General features: G+C 69.0%; 2 protein-coding genes and 1 pseudogene. 1 reads left to right on the top strand and 2 read right to left on the bottom strand.

Going from position 1 to position 1902, the window contains the following annotated elements:
* Positions 1 to 454 (bottom strand): MFS transporter (locus ACTIMF_RS15515; protein WP_442351179.1); only part of this gene is annotated, 454 nt, incomplete at its 3' end.
* Positions 451 to 1587: an alkaline phosphatase family protein gene (locus ACTIMF_RS15510; RefSeq protein WP_442351178.1), complete on the bottom strand. Its 1137-nt coding sequence runs from the start codon at positions 1585 to 1587 to the stop codon at positions 451 to 453. The genes ACTIMF_RS15510 and ACTIMF_RS15515, both read right to left, overlap by 4 nt.
* A 112-nt stretch (positions 1588 to 1699) precedes the next feature.
* On the opposite strand from ACTIMF_RS15510, the pseudogene ACTIMF_RS15505 reads away from it, so the two are divergent.
* Positions 1700 to 1902: pseudogene (locus ACTIMF_RS15505) on the top strand (AMP-dependent synthetase); the annotation flags it as partial.

Here is a 1902-nt window from a genome sequence, read left to right as displayed (position 1 = left end):
CGCTCACCCCGCCCAACACGTTGCCGATCCCGAGGCCGCCCGAGTTGACGGCGACAGCCACCGCGCCTGCGCCCGCACGCCGCTCGGTCGGGAACAGGTCGACGATCGCCGCGGTCCCGGCGCCCGTCATCAGCCCCGCGCTCACTCCGGACAGGACTCGCCCCGAGATGAGGGTCGGGAGACTCGCCGGCGCCAGGAACACCGCGGCGCTGACGATCGCGAAGGCCAGCGCAGCGACGAGGACCGGTCGTCGCCCGATCTGATCGGACAGCGTTCCGAACAGCAGGAGAGCCACGAACACACCGCACGCGTACACGGCGAACAGCACGGTCACCGTCAGCGACGAGAATCCGAGGTGGTCGGCGTAGATCGGATACAACGCGGTCGGGATCGTGGTGCCGACCATGGCGATCAGGAACGCGAACGCCGTCGCCGCGACAGCGCTGCGGTTCACTGATTCACCACGAGTGGAACGAACTGCTCATCGGCGGTCCATGCGCCGTGGTGGCCGATCATCGTCGACTCAACGGGCTCCGATTCGGGGCGGATGAGGACCGAGTCGTTCTGGGCGACCGCGATGACGTCACCGACCCGTTCGGCGACCTCCGGTCGCGGCGTCTGCGGACCGAACCAGTGCTCGTCGAACGCCTGGTCACGGGTGACGACGCGGGCGTGCTCGCCGAGGAGGGTCGTCCAGGTGTCGACGACGTCGTCCCGGGCGGCGGGCGCGTCGAGATACAGGTGCCGCACACGCGCCTCCCCCGCGATCAGTCGGACGCCGCGGTGCAGATCGGGCGTGGTGTCCAGGTCCACGCGGGCGCCCGCACCGATCATTCCGTGGTCACCGGTGACGAGCATCGTGCAGGTCGGCGGAAGGTCGGCGAACAAGTCGGCGACCATCGCGTCGACGGCGCGGAGTTGCTCGCGCCACTGGAGGCTTTCTGGACCGTGCATATGCCCTGCCATGTCCAGGCCCGGGTAGTAGGCGTAAGCGAATCGGCGACTCGATCCGCGTCCACGGGCGACGGCGAGGATTCCGTCTCGTACCTCGCGGAGGTCGGAGGCCGCGTGGACGACGCCGGTGGCCCGGAACGCCGCGCGCGTCAGCCCGGAGGTCGCCTGGTAGCCCGGCACGACGTAGTGCACGTCCACCCCGGCCGCCGGGAGTCGCTGTAGTTCGCTGGTCACGGGCTGGACCGTCTCGGGTTCGGCGTCCGCGCGGGCGTCGGGCCCCTCCGCCGTATCGAACCGCCACCGCAACGCATTGAGCGTGCGCAGGTCACGGGTAGCCCCTTCGGGAAGCGCGAAGGAGTAGCCGATCACTCCGTGCACGGCGCAGGGGGCGCCCACCGCAAGACTCGTCAGGCTCGTCGCCGTGGTGGCCGGAAACCCCGCGCGAAGAGTGGCCGCGACGTGGGCCGCGAGCGTCGGCGCATCGTCGGCGGACCGGGTGAGGAGTTCGCTTCCCAATCCGTCGACGAGCAGGACCACCACGTCCCTGTCCGATCGCACGGCGAGCGGATTCGGTCCGTCGAGGCCGAACGCCGCCGTAACGGAGGGCATGACGTCCGCGAGAGTCCGGTCCATTCCCCCAGCCTGGCACAGGAGGACTCACAGTTCGTCGCGACCTCGAAACCAGGAGACTCCACCCTCTTCGGAGGGGTATGAGTCAGGTCACTCTCCCGGCACAATCGAAAGCATGACCACCTCAGCCACCGATAGCCTCCGGGCCGCTCGCGACACCCTGCTCCGTCTACGCGACGACTACGACACTGCCGTCACCGAATTCGAATGGCCCGACGTGGGCGAGACGTTCAACTTCGGTCACGACTGGTTCGACACGTATGCGCGCGGTAACGACTCCCCTGGGCTGATCATCGTCGAGGCCGACGGTGCCAGGTC

Source organism: Gordonia sp. (in: high G+C Gram-positive bacteria), assembly GCF_052106715.1.
Lineage (GTDB): Bacteria > Actinomycetota > Actinomycetes > Mycobacteriales > Mycobacteriaceae > Gordonia.
This window is presented reverse-complemented; position numbering and strand designations above follow the sequence as displayed.